Source organism: Allobosea sp. P2_A10 (assembly GCF_056405115.1).
The window spans coordinates 181,370-199,427 of sequence record NZ_JBFUCS010000009.1 but is presented as its reverse complement, the minus strand read 5'-3'; the positions used below and the strand labels follow the sequence as shown (position 1 = coordinate 199,427).

20 protein-coding genes are annotated in these 18,058 nt (G+C 66.0%); 13 read left to right on the top strand and 7 right to left on the bottom strand.

The window, feature by feature from the left end:
- Both AC1DZY_RS15190 and carA read right to left on the bottom strand, forming a co-directional pair.
- On the bottom strand, nucleotides 1-137 hold a 137-nt coding region (locus AC1DZY_RS15190; RefSeq protein ID WP_476820965.1), incomplete at its 3' end, for a helix-turn-helix domain-containing protein.
- Nucleotides 138-234: 97 nt separating this feature from the next.
- The gene (gene carA / locus AC1DZY_RS15185; protein WP_476820950.1) at nucleotides 235-1,437 is read right to left on the bottom strand and encodes a glutamine-hydrolyzing carbamoyl-phosphate synthase small subunit; all 1,203 of its coding nucleotides are present in this window, start codon (nucleotides 1,435-1,437) and stop codon (nucleotides 235-237) included.
- Between the two features lie 157 nt (nucleotides 1,438-1,594).
- Here carA and AC1DZY_RS15180 point away from each other — a divergent pair, with 157 nt between their 5' ends.
- Nucleotides 1,595-2,056 (top strand): GatB/YqeY domain-containing protein, encoded by a 462-nt coding sequence (locus AC1DZY_RS15180; protein ID WP_476820949.1) that lies wholly within the window; start codon nucleotides 1,595-1,597, stop codon nucleotides 2,054-2,056.
- A 21-nt stretch (nucleotides 2,057-2,077) separates the two neighbouring features.
- Here the strand turns inward: AC1DZY_RS15180 and AC1DZY_RS15175 are convergent, their stop codons facing one another.
- Nucleotides 2,078-2,464, bottom strand: a complete 387-nt coding sequence (locus AC1DZY_RS15175) for a type II toxin-antitoxin system VapC family toxin (RefSeq protein WP_476820964.1) — start codon at nucleotides 2,462-2,464, stop codon at nucleotides 2,078-2,080.
- Nucleotides 2,464-2,739, bottom strand: a complete 276-nt coding sequence (locus AC1DZY_RS15170) for a type II toxin-antitoxin system VapB family antitoxin (protein ID WP_476820948.1) — start codon at nucleotides 2,737-2,739, stop codon at nucleotides 2,464-2,466. The genes AC1DZY_RS15175 and AC1DZY_RS15170 overlap by 1 nt, the downstream gene beginning before the upstream one ends.
- A 117-nt stretch (nucleotides 2,740-2,856) precedes the next feature.
- On the opposite strand from AC1DZY_RS15170, the gene dnaG reads away from it, so the two are divergent.
- From dnaG to AC1DZY_RS15130, 8 genes are all read left to right on the top strand, one after another.
- The gene (dnaG, locus tag AC1DZY_RS15165; RefSeq protein WP_476820947.1) at nucleotides 2,857-4,764 is read left to right on the top strand and encodes a DNA primase; all 1,908 of its coding nucleotides are present in this window, start codon (nucleotides 2,857-2,859) and stop codon (nucleotides 4,762-4,764) included.
- Between the two features lie 210 nt (nucleotides 4,765-4,974).
- Nucleotides 4,975-7,014, top strand: a complete 2,040-nt coding sequence (gene rpoD, locus AC1DZY_RS15160) for an RNA polymerase sigma factor RpoD (RefSeq protein WP_476820946.1) — start codon at nucleotides 4,975-4,977, stop codon at nucleotides 7,012-7,014.
- Nucleotides 7,015-7,162: 148 nt separating this feature from the next.
- Entirely contained in the window at nucleotides 7,163-7,330 is a 168-nt protein-coding gene (locus tag AC1DZY_RS15155; protein WP_476820963.1) for a DUF4160 domain-containing protein, read from the top strand.
- Complete coding sequence (locus AC1DZY_RS15150; RefSeq protein ID WP_476820945.1) at nucleotides 7,327-7,602, top strand: DUF2442 domain-containing protein; 276 nt, start codon at nucleotides 7,327-7,329, stop codon at nucleotides 7,600-7,602. Before AC1DZY_RS15155 ends, AC1DZY_RS15150 begins: the two co-directional genes overlap by 4 nt.
- Before the next feature lie 21 nt (nucleotides 7,603-7,623).
- Nucleotides 7,624-8,235, top strand: a complete 612-nt coding sequence (locus tag AC1DZY_RS15145) for a LysE family translocator (RefSeq protein ID WP_476820944.1) — start codon at nucleotides 7,624-7,626, stop codon at nucleotides 8,233-8,235.
- Between the two features lie 14 nt (nucleotides 8,236-8,249).
- Complete coding sequence (locus AC1DZY_RS15140; protein ID WP_476820962.1) at nucleotides 8,250-8,672, top strand: secondary thiamine-phosphate synthase enzyme YjbQ; 423 nt, start codon at nucleotides 8,250-8,252, stop codon at nucleotides 8,670-8,672.
- A 109-nt stretch (nucleotides 8,673-8,781) separates the two neighbouring features.
- Nucleotides 8,782-9,069, top strand: a complete 288-nt coding sequence (locus AC1DZY_RS15135; RefSeq protein ID WP_476820943.1) for an HlyU family transcriptional regulator — start codon at nucleotides 8,782-8,784, stop codon at nucleotides 9,067-9,069.
- A 256-nt stretch (nucleotides 9,070-9,325) separates the two neighbouring features.
- Entirely contained in the window at nucleotides 9,326-11,125 is a 1,800-nt protein-coding gene (locus AC1DZY_RS15130) for a putative bifunctional diguanylate cyclase/phosphodiesterase (RefSeq protein ID WP_476820942.1), read from the top strand.
- A 78-nt stretch (nucleotides 11,126-11,203) separates the two neighbouring features.
- Here AC1DZY_RS15130 and AC1DZY_RS15125 read toward each other — a convergent pair whose 3' ends face one another.
- On the bottom strand, nucleotides 11,204-12,190 hold the full coding sequence (locus AC1DZY_RS15125) for a Bug family tripartite tricarboxylate transporter substrate binding protein (protein ID WP_476820941.1): 987 nt from the start codon (nucleotides 12,188-12,190) through the stop codon (nucleotides 11,204-11,206).
- Between the two features lie 37 nt (nucleotides 12,191-12,227).
- Complete coding sequence (locus AC1DZY_RS15120) at nucleotides 12,228-12,845, bottom strand: glutathione S-transferase family protein (protein WP_476820940.1); 618 nt, start codon at nucleotides 12,843-12,845, stop codon at nucleotides 12,228-12,230.
- A gap of 296 nt (nucleotides 12,846-13,141) precedes the next feature.
- Here AC1DZY_RS15120 and AC1DZY_RS15115 point away from each other — a divergent pair, with 296 nt between their 5' ends.
- Complete coding sequence (locus AC1DZY_RS15115) at nucleotides 13,142-14,386, top strand: MFS transporter (RefSeq protein WP_476820939.1); 1,245 nt, start codon at nucleotides 13,142-13,144, stop codon at nucleotides 14,384-14,386.
- A 163-nt stretch (nucleotides 14,387-14,549) separates the two neighbouring features.
- Here AC1DZY_RS15115 and AC1DZY_RS15110 read toward each other — a convergent pair whose 3' ends face one another.
- Nucleotides 14,550-14,969, bottom strand: coding sequence for a VOC family protein (locus AC1DZY_RS15110; RefSeq protein ID WP_476820938.1), 420 nt, complete (start codon nucleotides 14,967-14,969; stop codon nucleotides 14,550-14,552).
- Between the two features lie 105 nt (nucleotides 14,970-15,074).
- Here AC1DZY_RS15110 and AC1DZY_RS15105 point away from each other — a divergent pair, with 105 nt between their 5' ends.
- The 3 genes from AC1DZY_RS15105 (at nucleotide 15,075) to AC1DZY_RS15095 (ending at nucleotide 18,020) form a co-directional block, all read left to right on the top strand.
- On the top strand, nucleotides 15,075-16,100 hold the full coding sequence (locus tag AC1DZY_RS15105) for a methionine synthase (RefSeq protein WP_476820937.1): 1,026 nt from the start codon (nucleotides 15,075-15,077) through the stop codon (nucleotides 16,098-16,100).
- Nucleotides 16,101-16,262: 162 nt separating this feature from the next.
- The gene (locus AC1DZY_RS15100; protein ID WP_476820936.1) at nucleotides 16,263-16,673 is read left to right on the top strand and encodes an acyl-CoA thioesterase; all 411 of its coding nucleotides are present in this window, start codon (nucleotides 16,263-16,265) and stop codon (nucleotides 16,671-16,673) included.
- 180 nt (nucleotides 16,674-16,853) lie between these two features.
- Nucleotides 16,854-18,020, top strand: coding sequence for an ABC transporter substrate-binding protein (locus AC1DZY_RS15095; protein ID WP_476820935.1), 1,167 nt, complete (start codon nucleotides 16,854-16,856; stop codon nucleotides 18,018-18,020).
- Nucleotides 18,021-18,058 lie beyond the last annotated feature (38 nt).

The following is an 18,058-nucleotide window of genomic DNA, read 5'->3' as shown; positions in this document are numbered from 1 at the left end:
CGCAAGACCCTTTGCAGCAGCTTGACCGCAAAGCTCTCGCTCACCCCGAAATGCCGGGCCGCAGCCCGACGCGAATGCCCTGCTTCGACAAAACCCACGACGCGCGCACGCAAATCATCCGAATAGCTGCGACCCATGATCCACCTCCAGAAACGGTGAATCACAAAGCAGCCCTCAAGGGAATCCCACGATTCCAGTTTTCAGTCCGACGCTCTAGCCCACATACAGTCAGGTTCATCGGCCTGCCTTCTCGCTCTCCATCATCGCGACGAAGCGGGTGAAGAGGTAGTGGCTGTCCTGTGGGCCGGGCGAGGCTTCCGGGTGGTGCTGGACGCTGAAGGCCGGGCGATCGGTCAGCGCAAAACCGCTGTTGGAGCCATCGAAGAGAGAGACATGGGTTTCGACCGCATGAGCCGGCAGGCTCGCCGGATCGACGGCGAAGCCGTGGTTCATCGAGACGATCTCGACCTTGCCGGTGGTCTTGTCCTGGACCGGGTGGTTGGCGCCGTGGTGGCCCTGCTTCATCTTCATGGTCTGGCCGCCGACGGCAAGCGCCATCATCTGGTGGCCGAGGCAGATGCCGAAGGTCGGGATCTTGCGGTCGAGCAGCGCCCTGATCACCGGCACGGCATATTCGCCGGTCGCGGCCGGGTCGCCGGGGCCGTTGGAGAGGAAGATGCCGTCGGGCTTCAGCGCGATGATCTCGTCCGCGCTTGCGGTCGAGGGCACGACCGTGACGTCGCAGCCGGCCTTCGAGAGCAGGCGCAGGATGTTGCGCTTCACGCCGTAGTCGATCGCGACGACCTTGTGGGCCGCGCCGTCGCGCTTGCCATAGCCGGCGGGCCATTGCCAGGGTGTCTCGTTCCAGTCGTAGCGCTGCGCCGAGGTGACCAGCGGCACGAGGTCGAGCCCGGCCATGTCGGGCAGGCCCGTGGCGAGCGCCTGCAGGCGGGGAATGTCGAAGACGCCGTCGGGGCTGTGGGCGAGGATGGCGTTGGGCATGCCGTTGTCGCGGATCAGCGCGGTCAAGGCGCGAGTGTCGACGCCGCAGATGCCGACGATGTTGCGGGCCTTGAGCCAGGCGTCGAAATGCCGGTTCGCGCGCCAGTTCGAGGGCTGCGTGATCGCGGCATGAAGCACGACGCCGCGCACTCCCGAAGAGGCCGCGGCGTTGACCGTCTCGGTGTCCTCCTCGTTGACGCCGGTATTGCCGATATGGGGGAAGGTGAATGTGATGATCTGCCCGGCATAGGACGGGTCGGTCAGGATCTCCTGATAGCCCGTCATCGCCGTGTTGAAGCAGACCTCGCCCGGCGCCTCGCCGGTCGCGCCGAGGCCGAAGCCCTCCAGCACGGTGCCGTCGGCGAGCACGAGGAGCGCGGTCGCGCGCGGTTCGGTCCAGCCGCCTGTCGCGGGGTTTCCTTCGGGAGCGGTCATGTCTATGTCTCGGTCCAGGCCGCAGGCGACGCGGCGAAAAAGGTGCGGGCGGCGGCCTGAAGCCGAGCCCTCGTCTGGAGCGCGAGCCTTAAAGGGGCGCTTCCATGCCGTCAATCGACGCGGGCGCAAGCTCGTGGCACAAAAAGGGAATACCCACATGACCAGCCTGCGCGAGCGCTTCACGGCCGATCTCAAGGAGGCGATGAAGGCCGGCGAGAAGGGCAAGGTCTCGACCATCCGCCTGATCACGGCTGCGCTCAAGGACAAGGACATCGAGGCGCGCGGCCTCGGCAAGCCCGAGACGACGCCCGACGAGATTCTCGCGCTGCTGCAGAAGATGGTGAAGCAGCGCCAGGAATCGATTGCGATCTACGATGCCAATGGCCGCCCCGAGCTTGCTGCGATCGAGAAGGCGGAGGTCGAGGTGATCAGCGGCTACATGCCCAAGCAGATGTCGGATGACGAAGTGAAGGCCGCCATCGCTGCGGCCGTCACAGAGAGCGGCGCGGCCTCGGTCAAGGACATGGGCAAGGTCATCGCGATCTTGCGGGCCAACTATGCCGGCCAGATGGATTTCGGCAGGGCTAGCGGGCTGGTGAAGGCGGCGCTGGCGGGGTGAGTCCTGCTGTGTCAGGCGGGCTCAGGCCCGCTCGATATCGGTCTGCGTGAAGTCGTCGCCCCTGTAGAGCAAGGGCCAGCCGCGCGCCTTCGCCAGTGCATAGGCCGCGCAATCGCCCATGTTGAGGCGGGCGGCGTGGCGGCCCTTGCCGAAGCGGCGATAGGCGGTCACCGCGCCATCGATCAGCGGGACATCAAGCGGCACGATCTCGACGTCCCAGCGAGCGAGAAAATCAGCGAGGCGTGACGTTTCGACGCCTTTACCGACTTCGAGCACCACGCGAGTTTCAAGCAGATTGGCCGCCGACATGCAGCGTTCCGAAGCAATGGCGAGGCGGCCAAGAAGATCATCGGCGTCCACTTCGCCGATCAGGATCGCGACGACTGCCGATGCGTCGACGACGATCATCACCACATGCCGTTCTCGTCGTAGCCGATGATATCGTCCATCTCGTCCTTGGTCATGGAGGGCTGGCTCGGCTTGATGTCATATCGCCTGTAGAAATCCGCCAACCACTGCCGCCCTTCGGCAATTCTGCGTGCCTTCTCGTCCTCGGACAGACCGTCCTTATCGAGCTCTGTCTTCACAGCTTGGCGCACGGCCTCGGTCAGCGTCAGCCCGCGTCGCTTCGCCAGCGTGCGCACCGCCTTCTCCGTCTCCGGATCCTTGATGTTGAGGGCCATCGCTGTCTTCCTTTTCCGCAGCTTTCTTTATCATGGCGCTGTGGATTGCGCCAATAAACCGGCCCGTCACGCGATCTGCGATTGGCTTTGCGCCCGCGCGCGCCCACATAAGATGCGATGAAGTTCCCGCCCTCCATTTTGGAAGAGATCAAGGCGCGACTGCCGGTTTCGGCGGTCGTGGGCAAGCGCGTGCGGCTGGCCAAATCGGGCCGTGAGTGGAAGGGGCTGTCGCCGTTCAACGCCGAGAAGACGCCGTCCTTCTTCGTCAACGACCAGAAGGGCTCGTTCTTCGATTTCTCCTCGGGCAAGAACGGCGACATCTTCAAATTCGTGATGGAGACGGAGGGACTGTCCTTCCCGGAAGCCGTCGAGAAGCTCGCATCCGAGGCTGGCGTCACGCTGCCGAAAATCACTGTCGAGGCGCAGGCGCAGGAAGAGCGGCGCAAGGGTCTGCACGAGGTCGTCGAGCTCGCGGCGCGCTTCTTCGAGGCCGAGCTGGTGGGGGAGCGTGGGGCTGCGGCGCGGCGCTATCTCTCTGGGCGCGGGCTGGAAGGCGAAGCGCGCAAAGCCTTCCGCATCGGCTATGGTCCGCCCGACAGGTTCGCGCTGCGCGACCATCTCGCGGGCAAGGGCGTCGACGCCGCGCTGATGATGGAGACGGGCCTCTTGGTGCATGGCGACGAGATCGCCGTGCCCTATGACCGTTTTCGCGATCGCATCATGTTTCCGATTCACGATGCGCGCGGACGGGTGGTCGCTTTTGGCGGCCGGGCGATGAGTTCGGAGGTCTCGGCCAAATATCTGAACTCGCCGGAGACGCCGCTTTTCCACAAGGGCTCGCTGCTGTTCAACCACCATAATGCGCGCAAGGGCGCCCACGACACCGGGCAGGTCATCGTGGTCGAGGGTTATGTGGACGTCATCGCGATGAGCCTTGCCGGCTTTCCGCAGACGGTCGCGCCGCTCGGCACCGCCCTGACCGAGGACCAACTTGGATTGCTCTGGCGCATGGCCGACGAGCCGCTGATCTGCCTCGATGGCGACAAGGCCGGGCGCAAGGCCGCCAGCCGCGCCATCGATCTTGCGCTGCCGATGCTGGAGCCGGGCAAGTCGCTCTCCTTCGCGACGCTGCCGGACGGGCAGGATCCCGACGACCTCGCGCGTTCAGGCGGCAAGGCCGCGGTCGCCGAGGTGCTGGCCGCCGCGCGCCCGCTCGTCGATATGCTCTGGACGCGCGAGGTCGAGGCTGGCCCGCTCGACACGCCCGAGCGCCGCGCCGCCTTCGAGCGCCGGCTGAGGGAACCGCTCGGGCAAATCAGGGACGAGGCGACGCGCCGGCATTATCGCCGCGAGATGGACGAGCGGCTGGCGCAGCTTTTCGCAAGCGCCACGCTGGAGCGGGCACAGCGCGGCCGTGACGGCGGCTTCCAGCGTGGTCGCGCCCCGGCCGGCGGTCGCGGCAATGGCCGCAATGGCTGGCAGGCCCCCCCGCCTTGGGCGAACGGCCTGCTGAAGGCGTCCAGCCAGCTCACGCGTACAAGGCTGATGTCGCGCGGACGCGGCGAGGATGCGCGCGAGGCCTTCATCCTGCTGGCGCTGGCGAGCCATCCCGGCCTGATCCTGCGCTGCGCCGACGAAATCGCCGAGCTTGCGCTAGACGGGCCTGCTGCGGAGCGCTTTCGGCAGGCGTTGCTGGACGCGGCGATGGACGACAGTCTCGACGAAGCCGCCCTGCGCGGGCGCATGGTCCAGCCGCGCATGCAGGAGGCGCGCGAGCTGCTGATGACCGTGACGGGCCCGGCCGAGCGCTTGAAACTGGCGCAAGCGGCTGATCCTGAATCGGTTTTCGACTCAATTCGTCAGGCTATTGTCTTGCATCATCGCGCGCGGACGCTACATAGCGAGTTGAAGGCAGCCGAGCGCGCACTGGCTGACGAAGCGACCGAAGCCAATTTCGCCTGGATCAAGGACGTCAAGGCCCGCCTCGAAACGATCGAGGGGACCGAGGCTATGTCCGGCGATTGACAGGCCAGGCCCGCTCTATCGTCGATCGATGCGCCGGACGCCCCTGATGGTTTACGATTCGTCAATGATGATCGGGTCCATCTGGAGACGGTGATTTGGGTGGGGTGAGCGCGCCGGACCAGCGGCCGCGTCGCCCTTTTATGCGTCTGCATGTGGCTTCCTCCGAGAGGCTTGCCTGCGGCGCGCTGACTGAGTGCGGAGCGCTGATTGATGGCGACCAAAGTGAGCGAACGGGAAAAGACCGACCAGGTCGCGCCGGAAGCCCCTCCGACGTCCGATGGACCGTTGCTCGATCTGACCGATCAGGCCGTAAGGCGGATGATCAAGCTCGCCAAGAAGCGCGGCTATGTCACCTATGATGAACTGAACGAAGTGCTGCCTTCGGAGGAATTCTCCTCGGAGCAGATCGAGGACGTGCTCGGCCAGCTCAGCGAGCAGGGCATCAACGTTGTCGACAATGAAGATCCCGAGGCCTCCGGCGAGGAGCGCGCCGCTGCGCGCACCGGCACGGCTGGTGGAGACGAGGAAGAGGGCGAGGGCGGCGAGCTCGCCGAGACGCAGCGCTCGGCGCTACCCGTCGAGGTCAAGCGCAATCTGGAGCCGACCGAGCGCACCGACGATCCGGTGCGGATGTATCTGCGCGAGATGGGCTCGGTCGAGCTTTTGTCCCGCGAGGGCGAGATCGCGATCGCCAAGCGCATCGAGGCCGGCCGCGAGGCGATGATCGCAGGCCTCTGTGAGAGCCCGTTGACCTTCCAGGCGATCATCATCTGGCGCGATGAGCTCAACGAAGCAAAAGTCCTGCTGCGTGACATCATCGATCTCGAGGCGACCTATGCCGGCCCCGACGGCAAGAACCCGGCGCAGCTTCCCGGCGAGGGCGGCGAAGCCGGCGTTCCCGGCGAAGCAGCGGCTGCGCCCGAAGGCGAGGTGCCCGAGGGCGAGTTGCCGTCCGACATGGACGACGACGACATCGAGAACAACGTCTCGCTGGCGGCGATGGAGGCCGAACTCAAGCCTCGCGTGCTGGAGACCTTCGACTCGATCGCCTCGAACTACACAAAGCTGCGCCGCCTGCAGGACCAGGACATCGCCAACCGGCTGGAGAACACCAAGCTCTCGCCGGCGCAGGACCGCAAATACAAGAAGCTCAAGGACGACATCATCACTGCGGTGAAGTCGCTCTCGCTGAACAACAACCGCATCGAGGCGCTGGTCGAGCAGCTCTACGACATCAACAAGCGCCTGATCGGCCATGAGACACGCCTGCTGCGCCTGGCCGAGAGCTATGGCGTCGGCCGCGAGGACTTCCTCAAGCAGCATGTCGGCGGCGAACTCGACCCCAAATGGGTGCTGCGCGTCTCCAAGCTGGGTTCGCGCGGCTGGCGCGATTTCGTCGGCTCCGAGCTGGAGCGGATCAAGAGCCTGCGCGACGAGATCCATACGCTGGCCTCCGAGACGGGTCTGGAGATCCAGGAATTCCGCAAGATCGTGCTGATGGTCCAGAAGGGCGAGCGCGAGGCGCGTCAGGCCAAGAAGGAGATGATCGAGGCCAACCTTCGCCTCGTGATCTCGATCGCGAAGAAATACACCAATCGCGGCCTGCAGTTCCTCGACCTGATCCAGGAGGGCAATATCGGCCTGATGAAGGCGGTCGACAAGTTCGAGTATCGCCGCGGCTACAAGTTCTCGACCTATGCGACATGGTGGATCAGGCAGGCGATCACGCGTTCGATCGCCGACCAGGCCCGCACCATCCGCATTCCCGTGCACATGATCGAGACGATCAACAAGATCGTCCGGACCTCGCGCCAGATGCTGCACGAGATCGGCCGCGAGCCGACGCCGGAGGAGCTTGCCGAAAAGCTCGCCATGCCGCTGGAGAAGGTGCGCAAGGTCCTCAAGATCGCCAAGGAGCCGATCTCGCTCGAAACCCCGATCGGCGACGAGGAGGATTCGCATCTCGGCGACTTCATCGAGGACAAGAACGCGATCCTGCCGATCGACGCGGCGATCCAGAGCAATCTGCGCGAGACCACCACCCGTGTGCTCGCCTCGCTCACCCCGCGCGAGGAACGCGTGCTGCGCATGCGCTTCGGCATCGGCATGAACACCGACCACACGCTCGAAGAGGTCGGCCAGCAGTTCAGCGTCACCCGCGAGCGCATCCGGCAGATCGAGGCGAAGGCGCTGCGGAAGCTGAAGCATCCGTCACGGAGCCGAAAGCTGCGGAGCTTTCTGGATAATTGAGGCGTGCGAGGCGGACCGAAGGGTCCGCCTTTTCTCTGCGGGGATGATCATGCCGACGATCTCGATCTTCTTCGGCTTCGTCGTGCAAATGTATTGGCGCGACCATCCTCCACCTCACATCCACGCCTTCTACTAAGGACATGAGGTTCTGATCGCCATCGAAACCGGTGACGTTATTGCCGGCGCCATGCCGCCTGCGGCATTGCGCCTGCTGCGAGGCTGGGTCGGGCGCCGGCAAGCCGAGTTGCTGTCGAACTGGGAGCATGGGAGACTGCGCGAGCCGTTCGAGGCCGTGCCCGGAGCCGATGTGGAATGATCGCACTCGTCAAACTGGTCGAGTTGAAGGTTCTGGATCACCCCCGGCTATGGCTGCGGTTCTCCGATGGCAGGGAAGGCGTTCGCGATTTTTCGGACGTGCTGGCGGAAGGCGGCCCGATGGTCGAACCCCTGACCGATCCTGCGACCTTCGCGCGCGTTTTCGTTCAGATGGGCGTCCCAACCTGGCCGAACGGTTTCGATCTCGATGCGATTACGCTGCATGACGAGATGGCCGAGGCGGGCGTGCTCACCGATTCGCAGGCAGCCTGACACGACGCGAGGAGCCACCCCATGTCCCCCGAATTCCTCCTGACCTCGCTGATCATCGTCGCTTCGCCCGGCACCGGCGCGCTCTACACCATTGCGGCCGGACTCACGCGCGGGCCGCGCGCCAGCGTGCTCGCGGCCTTCGCCTGTACGCTGGGCATCGTGCCGCATCTCGTCGCCGCGATGATGGGGCTGGCTGCGCTGTTGCACGCCAGCGCGCTCGCCTTCGAGATCGTGAAATATGCCGGCGTCGCCTATCTGCTCTGGATGGCCTGGCAGACCCTGCGCGAGCATGGCGCCCTCACGGTCGAGACCACGGCCGATCCGCGCTCCAGCCTGCGCGTCCTGATCGACGGCATCGCGATCAACGTGCTGAACCCGAAGCTGTCGATCTTCTTCGTCGCCTTCCTGCCGCAGTTCATCGCGACTGAGGAGGCGTCGCCGCTGGCGCGGATGCTGGAACTATCCGGCGTGTTCATGGCGATGACCTTCGTGGTCTTCGCGCTCTACGGCCTGTTTGCGGCCGCGATGCGCGACAAGGTCGTCGGGCGTCCGGCGGTGATGGCGTGGCTGCGGCGCAGTTTTGCCGCAGCCTTCGTGGCGCTTGGCGCGAAGCTTGCGCTGACCGAGCGCTGAAGTCCGGGCACGTGATCCAGCAGTCCATCGTCACCACCCAAACGCGGGGTCCGGGTCTTTACGAGGTGACCGACCGTGTCGCCGGCTTCGTGCGAGACGCCGGCGTCGAGACCGGGCTCCTGACGCTTTTCCTGCGTCACACCTCCTGTTCGCTGCTGGTTCAGGAGAATGCCGATCCCGACGTGAGGCGCGATCTCGACGCCTTCTTTGCGCGTCTCGTGCCGTCCGCGGACGATCCGGCGATGGCCTATCTCAGCCACCGCGCTGAGGGCCCCGACGACATGCCGGCCCATATCAAGGCCGCGTTGACGCCGGTGTCGCTGTCGATCCCGGTGATGGCGGGCCGGCTTGCACTCGGCACCTGGCAGGGCATCTACCTGTTCGAGCATCGCCGAAGTCCGCATCTGCGGCAGATCGCGCTACATCTCGCTGGGTGAAGTCTTCTCGAGTGGCAGGCGGTCGTTCTGGTGGGCGATGCCGACTTGGCAGGCCGGCCCGGGAAGCTTACCAGTCGGGCCATCGAACTGATCGTCCCGGAGACCCGCAATGTCCTTCTTCAAATCCCTGTTCGGCGGCAAGGACAAGGCGCCCGCCGCGCCGGCTGGCCCGCTCAAGACGATCGAGCACAACGGCTTCACCATCCACGCCACGCCGTATCAGGAAGGCGGGCAGTACCAGCTTTGCGGCGTGGTCGAGAAGGAGATCGGCGGCGAACTCAGGACGCATCGCTTCGTCCGGGCCGATCGTTTCCCCGGTGCGCAGGAAGCGGCCGATTTTGCATTGGTCAAGGGCCAGCAACTCGTCGATCAGCAGGGCGAGACGATTTTCAAGTGAACTCGCCCCTGCTTGGGTAGCGCGCTGACCCTCGGTCAGTTCGCGATGAAAGCATGGTTCCCACCGCACGAATATTGTTCTGGACAAGTATTGTCGTCAGATTTTGCGATGATGAACTTTGTATGCCGCGTCGTCATCGCCGTCTATCGGTGATGGCGCCGAACTATCGGTAAAACCTCGCCTTTTAAGCCTTTGTTGTGATCTTTGGCGCTTCAATCGAGGCGTCAGTTCTTCAGATCGCTCATCGGATTGCCGCATGCTCAAGGCTGTTGCCGGCCACGACGTGAACACCAGCGGCTCATTCCCCGCTGACGTTCATATCGCCTCGGGTTTCGCCACGCTCAGCGAGGGCGGCGTCGATGTCGCGCGCCTGGCGCTGTCCGATGCTGGCCGCAAGCCTGCCGATGGCTGGTTTGCCGGCGTCCTCGATCAGCTGCCGGCCTGCGTCTACATGACCGATGCGCAGGGCCGCGTGACCTATGCCAACCGCCATGCGGCCAAGCTCGTCGGGCGCGAGCCCGTCATCGGCGAGGATCGCTGGTGCGTGACGCATCGCCTCTTCACCACGGAAGGCGCGCCGCTCGGTCATCAGGACTGCCCGATGGCCGTGGCGCTGCGCGAGAAGCGGCCGGTGCGCGGCGTTGAGGCCATCCTGGAGCGCCCCGACGGCACGCGCGTGCCGTTCATCCCGTTTCCGACGCCGCTGTTCGACGATGACGGAGTACTGGTCGGCGGCTTCAACATGCTGATCGACATCAGCGCGCGCCGTCAGGCCGAGGACAGGCTGGCGGAATCGCTGCGCCACGATGCGCTGACGGGCCTGCACAACCGGCCGGCGCTGAGCACGCAACTGCTCCGTCGCATCGCCCAGGCCAAGCAAAGCGGCGAGGGTTTCGTCGTGATGCGGCTCGACCTCGACGCCTTCAAGACCTTGAACGACGAGCATGGACACGCTGTCGGCGACGCCGTGCTAGTCGAGGCGGCGCGGCGGCTGCGAAACGGTCTCGGCGATGCTTTCCTCGCCCGGATCGGCGGCGACGAGTTCATGCTGGTGTCCTCCGGCGATGCGTCGGAAACCGAGGCTGTTCGCCTCGCCGCCTGCGTGCGCTCCGCCTTCGCCCAGGAATTTCTTTGCGAGGGGCGCGACTTCAGAATCAGTGTCAGTTCCGGCTGCGCGCGCTATCCGCAGGACGGCGGCGACGAGATTCGTCTCGTCGCCGCCGCCAACGCCGCGCTCCACCTCGCCAAGGCCGAGGGGCCGGGCGCGATGCGCATGTTCGACATCGCCGAGCAGGCGCGCGAACAGGAACGCCAGAACTTCCGCCGGCAACTGCGCCAGGCGATCGCGGCCAACGAGATCCAGCCGCATTACCAGCCGCTGTTTCGGGCCGATGGCTCGATTGCCGGCTTCGAGGCCCTGGCGCGCTGGACGGATCCGGTCCGTGGCGTCGTGGCGCCGTCGAGCTTCATTCCGGCGGCCGAGGAAAGCGGGCTGATCGCCGCGCTCGACGCCTATGTGCTGCGTAGCGCCTGCAAGGAGGCCGCGAGCTGGACCCAGCCTCTGCGGATCTCGGTCAACGTTTCGGCGCTGGAGTTCCAGTCGGGTGATCTGCCGGCGCGCGTCCAGGCGGCGCTCGCCGAGAGCGGGCTCGACCCTGAGCGGCTCGAACTCGAGATCACCGAGGGCGTGATGGTGACCGACGCCGACCGCGCCATGGCGACCTTTGGCAAGCTGCGGGCGCTGGGCGTGCGCATTGCGCTCGACGATTTCGGCACCGGCTATTCCTCGCTGTCCTACCTTCACCGCTTTCCGCTGACGACGCTCAAGATCGACCGCAGCTTCATCGCCAAGCTCGGCGTGACGCTGGAATCGGTCGCGATCACGCGCGCCGTCATCCAGCTCGGCCATGCGCTCGGCATCGAGGTGGTGGCGGAGGGCGTCGAGACGCCCGAGCAGCTCGACTTCCTGATCCAGGAAGGCTGCGACCTGACGCAAGGCTTCCTGTTGGGCCGGCCGCTCGATGCGGCAGCCTATGCGCATGTGACGGGCGCCTGAGGGCGGTTCGCCGCGTATCGCCTCCCGAAGATCTGACAAACTTCGCGCCAAGCAGCCGGTCGAGCGCCCGGCGCAGCTTCACTCCAGCTTGATTTTCGCCTGTCCGATGATCGCAGACCAGCGCTGCGTCTCCACGGCCACGCGCCGGCGCAGCGCCTCGGGGCCGCGCCCATCGGCATGCGGCAGGAGCAGGCCGACGCTCTCCAGCTTTTGGGCCAGCACCGGATCGGACTGCGCCTTGAGCAACGCCTCGGCCAGTCTGTCGCGGATCGCCGGTGCCGCGCCTTTCGGCAGGAAGAAGGCAAACCAGCTCGACGCCTTGAAATCGGGGATGCCGGCCTCGGCGGCGGTCGGGGTCTGGGGCAGTTGGGCTACCCGCTGCGGGGCTGAAACGACGAGGAAGCGCAGGCGGTCGCTCTGGAGATGGGGCAGGATGTCGGCAAACAGCGCGCAGCCGAAGTCGTATTGCCCAGCGATCAGGTCGGTCAGCGCCGGGGCCGAGCCGCGATAGGGGACCTCGGCTGGCTTGATGCCGATGACCGCGCCCAGCATCAGGCAGCTGATATGGCCAATCGAGCCGACGCCGGCATGGCCGGAGGTCAGCGCCGGGCCGCGCTCTTTCGCCAGCGCGATGAAGTCCTGCAGGGTCGGTGTCGGAAGCCTGGCCTGCGTCGTCAGCACGATCGGGGTCTCGGCCACGACGCCGACCGGCGTGAAATCGGCGACGGGGTCGTAGCGCAGTTTGGGATAGAGCGCGGGCGCTGCCGCGTGGGTGCCGACATGGCCGCTGACCAGCGTGTAGCCGTCGGGCTCGGCCTGCGCGACGCGGGCCGAGCCGGTGGTGCCGCCGGCGCCGGCGATGTTCTCGATCAGGATGGGCTGGCCCAGCGTGCCCTTCATATGGTCGGCGACCAGCCGCGCCAGCACATCGTTGGGCCCGCCCGCCGCGAACGGCACGACGATCGTGATCGGCCGCGACGGGTAGGGCGTCTGGGCCTGCAGGGCCGTACACGGCATGAGCGCCAGCAGGGTGGTTAGAAGAGGCCAGGCGCGGATGCTCGTCATGGTCTGCGGTCTCTCCTGGTCATGGATGCCTGTCGCCTCACGGCTGTGTCGCGCGCATCGACGGGCGCTGCGCCGCCTCGTCGAACCATGCGGCGAGCTTGGGGTTGCCCCGTCGCCATACCAGCGCGGGTAGCCGGAAATCGAGATAGCCGAGCGCGCAGGCGAGGCTGACATCGCCGATATCGAAGCGCCCGGACGCCAGGGCGAAATTCGACTCGATGAAGCGCGTGGTCCGTTCGACCGCTCTCGTCTGGCGCTGGACCCAGGCGTCCCAGCGCTGCTCCTGCGGCCGCCGGCCCTCGATTACCGAGATGAAGCTGGCGTCGATCAGTCCCTGCACGAGCGCGGCCCGGATCATGGCGTCATCGAGCGCCGGGGCGGCCGTGGGCAGGAGCGCGTTGGCCGGCGCCAGCCGGGCCAGGCACTGGACGATGCAGTCGCTCTCGGTGACGAGGCGGCCATCGTCAAGCACCAGCGCGGGCACCCTCGAGAGCGGGTTGACCGCGAGAAACGCCTCGGGCTCGGCCCAGGGATCGACCTCGACCAGTGTGCAATGCGGTTCGAGTGCGAGCTCGTGGACCGCGACCCTGACCTTGCGGGCATAGGGCGAGGTCTGGTTGAAATAGACCTTCATCGCGACCGGGTGTCCGTGCAAGCGCGGTTCGTGCTCGATGCAGGGATTGCGCGGAAAGGCTGATCCATTGCTGTTCCCGGTTCGATTTCGGAGGTCTCCGCCGATCGGTGTAGCACGGGCAAGAGTTCTGAAAAAATGCCCTGATCGGATAGCAGCGTTCTGGAAAGAAGATGATTGACCGACCGGTTGCGGCGAGAGGCAGGGCTGCGTCGCCAACGCCGCCCGGCCCTGCCGCGCACGCGCTTGTCGGCGGGGTCCGCTCCGCCTAATCCTCGCGGGAGAAAAGCCGTCATCTGAAGCCGGCTGCGCGAGGAAACATGGCTTCCCACGATGTGCGCGTCGCGCCCGATGATGCGCGCTATGCGCCCGATTCATCCTATTCCTGGCTGCGGCTGGCGATGTCGCTGCTGCTGGGCACCATCGCCTGCGTCGGCACCTGGTCGGTCGTGGTCGTGCTGCCCTCCGTCCAGGCCGAGTTCGGCACGCTGAGGGCCGGCGCTGCGCTGCCCTATACCTGCGTCATGCTCGGCTTCGGCTTCGGCAACATCTTCATGGGTCGCATAGCCGACCGCTACGGCATCGTCGTGCCGGTGGTGATGGGGGCGATCCTGCTCGGCGCCGGCTATGTGCTGGCCGCGATGGCGCAGACGCTCTGGCAGTTCGCGCTGGTGCATCTGCTGCTGATCGGGATCGGCGGCGGTGCGGGCTTTGCGCCGCTGATCGCGGATCTCTCGCACTGGTTCCGCAAACATCGCGGGCTTGCCGTCGTCTTCGGCGCATCGGGCAGCTATCTCGCCGGGGTGATCTGGCCGCAGGTCATCACCTGGGGGCTGCAGCATCATGGCTGGCGGGCGACGCATATCGGCATCGGGCTGACCGCGCTCGTGGTGATGCTGCCGCTGTCGCTGTTCTTTCGCCGCCGGCCGTCGGCCGCGCAGATGGCGGCTGACGATGCGGCGAGCGCGGGCGCGCGTGGCGATCTCGGGCTCTCGGCCAGCCAGCTGCAATGGCTGCTCGCGGTCGCCGGGTTCTGCTGCTGCGTCGCGATGGCGATGCCGCAGGTTCATATCGTCGCCTATTGCGGCGATCTCGGCTACGGCGTGGCGCGCGGCGCGGAAATGCTGTCGCTGATGCTGGGGCTGGGCATCATCAGCCGCATCGGCTCGGGCTTCGTGGCCGACCGGATCGGCGGCGTTGCGACGCTGGCGCTGGGCGCGCTGATGCAGGGGATCGCGCTGTTTCTCTATCTCTGGTTCGACGGGTTGACCTCGCTGTTCATCGTCACCGGCATTTTCGGGCTGTTCCAGGGCGGCATCGTGCCGATGTACGCGGTCATCATCCGCGAATACCTGCCGGCCAAGGAGGCGGGCGTGCGCATCGGCATCGTGATGTCGGCGACGGTGCTGGGCATGGCCTTCGGCGGCTATGTCTCGGGCGCGATCTTCGACTGGTTTTCGTCTTACCGGGTCGCGTTCCTCAACGGGCTGGCGTGGAACATGGTCAACCTCGCCGTGGTGTGCTGGCTGATGCTGCGGGCAAGGCCAAGGCTGTTGGTGGCTTGAGGGTAGGCTGCTCCCAGACAAGCGCGCGGTCATTCCGGGCGCAGCGAAGCGGAGACCCGGAATCCATCATCAAGCAGGGCGGTGTCCTATGATGGATTCCAGATCGGCGCGGCTGCGCCGCTTGTCCGGAATGACGCGAAGAGGCTGACCCAGGCCTGTACGATTACGCACTCTCTCCCGGCCGGTACGTCCCGAAGCACCAGACATGGCCTTCCGGGTCCTTGCAGATGAAGTCGCGGCTGCCATAGGGCTGGTCTCTCGGCTCCATGCAGATCTCGGCCCCAGCCGCGCGGGCCCGTTCGCAGCGGGCGTCGATGTCGTCGGTCGCGATATAGGGCGAGGCTGTGGTGCCGCCGAGTTCGACTGGTCTTGCGACGAGCTTGCCGAACTCGTTGTTCTCCGACGAGCCGAGCATGACGACACTGTCGCCCATGCGCAGTTCGCCATGCAGCAAGGTCTTGCCGTCGTCGGAATAATGCGCTGCCAGCTTCTCGAAGCCAAAGGCGGCGATCAGCCAGTCATACATAGCCGGACCGTCGGCATAGCGCAGCGAGATGCAGATCATGGCGGGGGGATTGGTCATGACGTGTTCCTTGGGGCAGCAGAGCTTTGCTGTCGTCGCGCTTGACGCAATCTGCCGCGTGGCCGATGTCGGCTCAACGACAAAACGTCTTCCGAGGATACGCCCATGCTCCTGACCACGATCGCCGGCAGCCTGCCCAAGCCGACCTGGCTCGCCGAGCCCGAAAAACTCTGGGCGCCGTGGAAGCTTCAGGGCGAGGCGCTGGAGGCCGGCAAGCGCGACGCCACCATCCTCTCGGTCAAGCTGCAGGAGGATGCCGGCCTCGACATCGTCGGCGACGGCGAGCAGGCGCGGGTGCATTTCGTGCACGGCTTCCTGGCCAATCTGGACGGCATCGACTTCGCCAAGAAGACGATCATGGGCATCCGCAACGACCGCTACAAGGCGGAGGTTCCGACCGTGACCGGGCCGATCCGGCGCAAGGGCGCGGTGCATCGCATGGAGGCGGAGGCCGCGCGGGCGCATACGAAGCGCAAGCTCAAGTTCACGCTGCCCGGTCCGATGACGATCGTCGACACCATCGCCGACGAGCATTACGGCCGGCGCGAAGACCTCGCCATGGCCTTCGCGGCCGCGCTGAACGAGGAGGCGCATGAGCTGCAGGCGATCGGCGTCGACGTCATCCAGTTCGATGAGCCGGCCTACAACGTCTATATGGAGGCGGTCTCCGACTGGGGCATCGCCTGTCTGGAGCGCGCGGTGCAGGGGCTGACCGCGACCACCGCGGTGCACATCTGCTACGGCTACGGCATCAAGGCCAATATCGACTGGAAGGCGACGCTCGGCGAGCAGTGGCGCCACTACGAGCAGACCTTCCCGGCGATCGCGAAGAGCTCGATCGGGCAGGTCTCGCTGGAATGCCGGAACTCGAAGGTGCCGCTGGATCTGATCAGGCTGCTCGACGGCAAGGATGTGCTGGCGGGCGCGATCGACGTGGCGACGGACGCCATCGAGACGCCAGAGGAGGTTGCCGCCTCGATCCGCGAGGTGCTGAAGTTCGTCGCGCCCGAGAAGCTTTTCCCCTGCACCAATTGCGGGCTCGCGCCGATGTCGTTCCCAGTCGCCTATGGCAAGCTCGCGGCGCTGGCGCAGGGCGCGGCGCTGGTGCGCAAGGAGCTGGGGCGGGCGTGATCGGTCACCAAGGCCGTCATTCCGGACAGGCCGCGACAGCGGCGCCGATCGGGAATCCATCATAAGGCGCTGAGCTCGGCGATGGATTCCAGGTCCGCGCCGCGCTTGCCCGGAATGACGCGGCGTGTTTGCTAGCGCGTGCGAACTGGAGACGACGCCGCCATGACCGAACCCGGCCTGACGCCCGAGGAAGAGCCGCGCGGCAACCTGACCGTGCGCGTCAACGCCATGCCGGCCGACACCAACGCCAATGGCGACATCTTCGGCGGCTGGGTGATGTCGCGCATGGACGCGGCTGGAGGCATCGCCGGCGTCGACCGGGCGCAGGGGAGGGTGGTGACGATCGCCGTCGACGCGATGACTTTCATCCGGCCGGTCAAGGTCGGCGATGTGCTCAGCGTCTACACCGAGGTCGAGAAGATCGGCCGGACCTCGATGAAGATCCATGTCGAGGCCTGGGCAAGGCGCTTCCGCACGACGCTGCACGAGAAGGTCACCGATGCGACCTTCACCTTCGTTGCGATCGACGAGGAGGGCCGGCCGCGCCCGGTGCCCGCGTCGCCCGAGGCCTGACCGCGACAACCGCGGACTCACATTCGTCGCAGGCGCTAACGAAAGCTGAATGGGGCGCATGAGCGAGTGATTCAGAAGAATCCGCCTGCTTAAGCGTTCTTTAAGCCCATTCCTCCAATCTTCACGGTCAAGAGGCCTATGCCGACAGACCGATCAAAAAAGATTCCGGGGGAATAAACCGTGCTTCATCGTCGCGATATTCTGACTGGCCTTGCCACCGGCGCCGCAGCGTCGCTCCTTCCCGCCCGCGCCTTCGCCGAGACCGGCGTGATGGCCGACAAGATCGTGCTCGGCCAGGCGGCCGTGTTCGAGGGGCCCGCCAGCGCGCTGGGGCTGGGCATGCGTGACGGCCTGATGGCCGCTTTCGCCGAGGCCAACGCCAAGGGCGGCGTCAACGGACGCAAGCTCGAACTGGTGACGCAGGACGACGGCTACGAGCCCAACAAATCGATCGACGCGACCAAGGCGCTGATCGCCAAGGACGTCTTCGCGCTCGTCGGTCCGGTCGGCACGCCGACCGCGATGGCCGCCCATCCGATCGCCAAGGATGCGGGCCTGCCCTTTATCGGCGCCTTCACCGGGGCCGAGGGCCTGCGCAACCCCTACCTGCCGCATGTCGTCAACGTGCGCGCCTCCTACTTCCAGGAGACCGAGGTCTGGATCGAGCGCCTGGTCAAGGACAAGGGCTTCAGCAAGATCGCGATCTTCTACCAGGACGACGCCTTCGGCCGGGCCGGTCTCGCCGGCGTCAAGAAAGCGATGGATGGGCGCAAGATGAGCCTCGTCGCCGAGGGCACCTTCGAGCGCAACACGGTCGCGGTCCGTTCCGCCCTGCTCGAAATCCGGAAGGCCGGCCCTGAGGCCGTCGTGATGGTCGGCCCCTACAAGCCCTGCGCCGAATTCATCAAGCTGTGCAAGCAGGTGAAGTTCGAGCCGGTCTTCATGAACATCTCTTTCGTCGGCTCGAACGCGCTCGCCGCCGAACTCGGCGCCGCCGGAGCCGGCGTCTACGTCACGCAGGTCGTGCCGCTGCCGAGCGACGCCTCGATCCCGGTGGTCAAGGCCTACCAGGCGGCGCTTGCCGCAAGCGACGCCAAGGACAAGGAGCCGGGCTTCGTCTCGCTCGAGGGCTATCTTGTCGGCCGCACCGTGATCGCGGGCCTCGAAAAGGCCGGTAAGGAGCCGACGCGCGCCGCCTTCATGGCCGCGCTGACCAACGGCTCGTTCGATCTCGGCGGCTTCAAGATGGCGTTCGGCCCCAATGACAATCAGGGCTCGGACGACGTCTACCTCACGGTGATCGGCGCCGACGGCAAGTTCAAGTCGGTCTCGTCCTTGACGGCCTGACGTCACTCCACGCGTTGCGTAGCATTTCGGAGAAGCGA